General features: G+C 45.7%; 4 protein-coding genes. 1 reads left to right on the top strand and 3 read right to left on the bottom strand.

Annotated features, from left to right (window positions below; all coding sequences use genetic code 11):
* The first annotated feature begins 45 nt into the window (after window positions 1–45).
* Window positions 46–444, top strand: coding sequence for a hypothetical protein (locus AACU59_RS03080; RefSeq protein WP_017045220.1), 399 nt, complete (start codon window positions 46–48; stop codon window positions 442–444).
* Window positions 445–565: 121 nt separating this feature from the next.
* Here the strand turns inward: AACU59_RS03080 and fabV are convergent, their stop codons facing one another.
* The 3 genes from fabV to AACU59_RS03065 all read right to left on the bottom strand — a co-directional run bounded on the left by fabV (window position 566) and on the right by AACU59_RS03065 (window position 4,910).
* Window positions 566–1,768, bottom strand: coding sequence for an enoyl-ACP reductase FabV (gene fabV / locus AACU59_RS03075; RefSeq protein WP_026028134.1), 1,203 nt, complete (start codon window positions 1,766–1,768; stop codon window positions 566–568).
* Between the two features lie 177 nt (window positions 1,769–1,945).
* Entirely contained in the window at window positions 1,946–4,228 is a 2,283-nt protein-coding gene (locus AACU59_RS03070) for an acyl-CoA dehydrogenase (RefSeq protein ID WP_064625501.1), read from the bottom strand.
* Window positions 4,229–4,283: 55 nt separating this feature from the next.
* The gene (locus AACU59_RS03065; protein WP_010319039.1) at window positions 4,284–4,910 is read right to left on the bottom strand and encodes a TetR/AcrR family transcriptional regulator; all 627 of its coding nucleotides are present in this window, start codon (window positions 4,908–4,910) and stop codon (window positions 4,284–4,286) included.
* Window positions 4,911–5,114 lie beyond the last annotated feature (204 nt).

The raw sequence follows: 5,114 nt of genomic DNA, 5'->3' as shown, positions 1-5,114 counted from the left end.
CTCAAATACTGTATACACATACAGCATGTATGAAAGGACAGTGTTATGCTTCAAGTAAATTTCGCTTCTCAACTATCAGCTCAGTACCCTTTGGCTAATGCCCATCGCTCAGTAAATACGATTGAACAAGCCATGATGTCAAAGCTTGCTAAGCTATCCCAGCACCAACAGCAGTGGATCTTATTCACCTCTGAATGTCCTCGACCACAGTATGAACAGTTTGCTTCTTTCAATATACATTGCGACAGAGTGATCCACATGAAACCCTCTCAAACGTTATCGGAATTAGAGATTGTGATTAAAGCTATCCGCTCCGGAAATGCCAGTGCGATAATCGCGTCAAATACTATTGAGCCTATCAACCAACACCTACTCAAGCAATTAGCGGCCGAGCACCACTGTGATGTATTTTTTGTTGCAGGGAAACAGCAACCGTTTCATTGATCGAGAAAATGCTGTTGAGGGTGAATAATGCTGTATTACCCTCCATAACGGCAAAGGCCTAGCACTGTGGCTAGACCTTTGAGATTAGAACATCTTATTGTGTCACTGTGACACCAATGGATTAGATATCAATTACATCGAATGCCACTTCAGTATCGACATCGGCTTCGTAATCAACGCCATCAACACCAAAACCGAATAACTTCAAGAATTCTTCTTTGTATTCAACGTAATCCGTCAGCTCTTTTAGGTTTTCAGTAGTGATCTGTGGCCAAAGCTCACGGCAATGCTTTTGAATATCTTCACGCAGTTCCCAGTCATCCAGACGCAGACGATTTTGCTCATCTACTTCCGGCGCACTACCGTCTTCTTTATAAAGACGTTGGCTAAACATGCGATAGATCTGTTCAATACATCCTTCATGTACACCTTGCTCACGCATTTTCTTAAACACCATTGCGATGTAAAGAGGCATAACAGGAATAGCTGAACTGGCTTGAGTAACAACCGATTTAAGAACGGCCACATTAGCCGTACCGCCTAATACAGAAAGCTGTTCATTCAGTGCCGATGCGGCGCGGTCTAAATCCATCTTCGCTTTACCTAGCGCACCATCCCAATAGATTGGCCAAGTTAGCTCAGTACCGATATAGCTATAAGCCACGGTTTTACACCCTTGGGCCAATACGCCAGCTTCAGCAAGTGCATGGATCCATAGCTCCCAATCTTGACCGCCCATAACCGTTACCGTGTCTGCAATTTCCTGCTCAGTTGCAGGTTCAACACTGGCTTCAATGATGATGTCTTTATTGGTATCAACCGCTGTCGCGGTGTATGTTTGGCCAATCGGTTTCAATGATGAGCGAATCAGTTCGCCAGTTTCAGGTAACTTACGCACTGGTGAAGCAAGCGAGTAAACCACCATATCAATTTGACCTAAGTCTTGTTTGATTAGCTCGATCGCTTTCTGTTTTGCTTGGTGAGAAAATGCATCACCATTTAGGCTTTTAGCATACAAACCCGCCTCGTGAGCAAGCTTGTCAAACGCGGCTGCGTTATAAAAACCGGCGGTGCCTGGTTTTTTATCCGTGCCCGGTTTTTCAAAGAAAACACCTATAGTCGCAGCACCTCCACCAAAAGCGGCGGTAATACGAGACGAAAGGCCGTAGCCACTGGATGAGCCTACAACAAGTACACGTTTCGGTGCATTTTTGATAGGGCCTTGTGCTTTGGTGTAAGCAATTTGTTCTTTTACATTAGCTTCACAACCCACAGGGTGCGTTGTCGTACAGATAAATCCACGAATTTTAGGTTTGATGATCATATTCAACTTCCTTCAAAAATCTCCGCTAGGATAAAAGTTTCGCTCGAAGATCTCACCCTATTTCTTTAAAAACAGGCAGAAATTGCAAGTGGTTGGATCTCTCGTGGCTCAAAAAATCAGGGCACCCGACTAGGATGCCCTGATATATGGTCACACTTTTAGTGACGATATTCGCGACTAGGCGACATGATTAAGCTTTGGCTTTCCCGGCTTATTGGTCATCACCTCGCTCAAGTCATGGCTAAAGTGATCAACTTGAATCGCTTTATAACGCAGTTTGTCTGCGGCCAAAATTTGGTCTACTTCAGTTTGAGTCAACACATTTTCACTTAAGGCTTGAGCTAATCGCTCAGTCAGGGCACCTTTACGCGCAATTTTACCCTCTTTGGCTGCGCGGAACAGCTTGCGCTCAAGTGCACTGATACCGTACATCGCCAAAAACGCTTTTTCCATCAAGCCAACGCTATCGTCTTCCTCTGGCCCAATGTAACAAAGATGAGTGAGACGATCTCGATGTGCTCCAGGAGTCATTAAGCTTTCCGCCAGTTTGACCGACAGCTCATCGCTAGGTTTGTCATAATGGTTGCCCAAAGGGAAGACCAACACTTTAAGTAAGCGCCCAACCACTTTGTTGGGGAAGTTGCTGTACGCCTCTTGCAAAGATTTAGCCGCGTGGTACAAGCAATATTGCACCGCGTAGTGCACGTAATCTAAATCGGTTTGTTGGCGGCCTTCATCTTCATACTTTTTCAAGGTCGCTGAAGCCATGTACAAATAACTCAAACCATCACCTAAACGCGCTGAGATCATCTCTTTACGTTTAAGATCGCCACCTAACGTCAACATAGCGAAATCGGCACTCACGGCAAGTGCTCGGCTAATGCGCGTCAACTGTTGGTAATACGCTTTTGTTGGGCCGCTCATCTGCGCTTTGACAAAGCGCGAACCCGTTAATGCAGCACCGAGTGCCCCAAAGGTATTTTTGGTCGCGTGGCTAATGTGCTTAAACAACAGCTTATCGAAATCTTTCGCGCCTTGCTCTGTATCAGGATTAGCCGCCGCTTCCATCTCTTTCAAAACATAAGGATGACAACGAGTGGCACCTTGGCCAAAGATCATCAAATTGCGAGTTAAGATATTGGCCCCTTCAACCGTAATTGCGACCGGGATACCGAGATAATGTGTTCCGAGGTAGTTCATTGGCCCATCTTGAATCGCTCGACCAGAGTGAATATCCATCGAATCATTTAAAATTGTGCGTGCAATTTCTGTCATATGGTATTTGGCAATGGCGGTCACTATACCCGGCTTTTCTTTCAAATCGAGCGAGGTTGTGGTTAAGGTTCGTGTCGCTTCAAGCAAATATGTTAAGCCACCGATACGGCCCAGTGCTTCAGCTACCCCTTCAAATTTACCAATCGACATGCCAAATTGCTTGCGCACATAAGCGTATGCACCTGTCGTGCGCGAAGTTAAGTGACCAATCGCCGTACCAAGTGCGGGCAATGAAATACCACGCCCTGCCGACAAACATTCCACCAGCATGCGCCAGCCTTTACCCGCATAGTCAGCACCACCGATGAGCCAATCCATCGGGATGAAAACATCTTGACCACGCGTTGGGCCATTCATAAACGCAAGGCCGAGTGGATCGTGTCGCTCGCCAATTTCCACCCCTTTGTGATTAGCAGGGATCAGCGCGCAGGTAATGCCGATATCGAGCTTGTCGCCTAGAAGTTTGTCAGGATCACTGAGTTTGAAAGCTAGGCCTAGCACAGTTGCAACCGGAGCAAGCGTGATATAACGCTTATTCCAACTGAGTTTAATCCCAAGGACTTCTTTGCCCTCGTGCTTGCCGTAACACACCACGCCTTGATCAGGAATGCCGCCAGCATCGGAGCCTGCTTCTGGCCCGGTCAGCGCAAAACAAGGGATATCCGTACCGTCAGCTAAGCGAGGAAGCCAGTAGTCTTTCTGTTGTTGTGTACCGTAGTGAGAGAGAAGCTCTCCCGGGCCAAGCGAGTTTGGCACCATCACTGTAACAGCGGTACTGATACTGCGCGTCGCAATCCGTGACACTATGGTGGAGTTGGCGAGTGCGGAAAATTCACGACCACCGTAGGCCTTTGAAATAATCAAAGAGAAGAAACGCTCTTTACGCAGAAACGTCCACACTTCCGCTGGCAAGTCGCGATCTTCTTTCACGATTTTATGGTCATCTAACATAGACAGCAGCGTTTCCAATTCATTATCAATGAAAGATTGCTCTTCATCTGACAAGGTTGGTTTTGGGTAATGATGCAGCTTGGTAAAGTCTGGACGACCTGAAAACAGTTCACCATCCCACCAAACGCTGCCCGCTTCCATCGCCTCTTTTTCTGTCTCCGATAACGGAGGCAAAACTTGCTTAAACAGTTTAAAGGCGGGGTCGCTTATCCATTTTCTTCGTAGAGAGCTCATGATCAGATCCTTTTGTTCGCTTGGATTGTTACTTCTTATAATAGATTTAATTGGGTTAATCAGCCGCAACGCCGGCGGCTAAATAAGGAATAAGTAAGTCGACGACGGCTTTGGCATCCACTTGGTTGCCAAAATCACTTTCGGCAATCTCAGCCAATGCTTGGCTCGACGCCATGGTAAAAACACACGTGCCTAGCGTGAAGTGCAAACGCCAGAATAGAGTTTCAGGCGTCAGTTTTGGGTTCGCCTTCATCACTGACTGAGTAAACAGTGACAATACATCGCTGTAGCGTGTGGTGATAAACCAACGCAAATGACCTTGCACATCGGTATAGCCGCGGCCAATCAACAACATAAAACGGCTGGTACCGTTAGGCCTAACATCATTCAACGCACGTAATGGTGTACGCAATGACTCAAACACTTCCGACATTTGATATTCATCTTGGGAGTTTAACTCCTGCAGCGCTTGTTGAACGGCTGGCATAAATGCTTCTAAATAACGATTCAACACTGCACGCACTAACGTTTTCTTATCACCAAAATGGTAGTTAACCGAGGCTAGATTTACTCCAGCTTTGCTGGTGATAGCTCGTAACGATGTATCGTTGAAGCCATGTTCAGCAAACAATCCCTCTGCAACATCTAGGATTTTTTCTTTGGTACTACTTCTTGGTGCCATTTCAATCACTCGTATCAAACAGGTGTTTGAAATATACTACCGACACAATTAATTAACAAGCAATTAACATCACATTTTTACGAAATGATCGGAGCTGAAGAGTAAAATAGAAGTAAGCTAATGAAAGATAAATATTTTAAAAATAAATTGAAAAAAATGGCTTTAAGATGGAACTGATTGTGAAATGCTCAGTCTCAATAAGTG

Source organism: Vibrio sp. V23_P3S9T160, assembly GCF_963886625.1.
Classification (GTDB): domain Bacteria; phylum Pseudomonadota; class Gammaproteobacteria; order Enterobacterales; family Vibrionaceae; genus Vibrio; species Vibrio anguillarum.
This window is presented reverse-complemented; position numbering and strand designations above follow the sequence as displayed.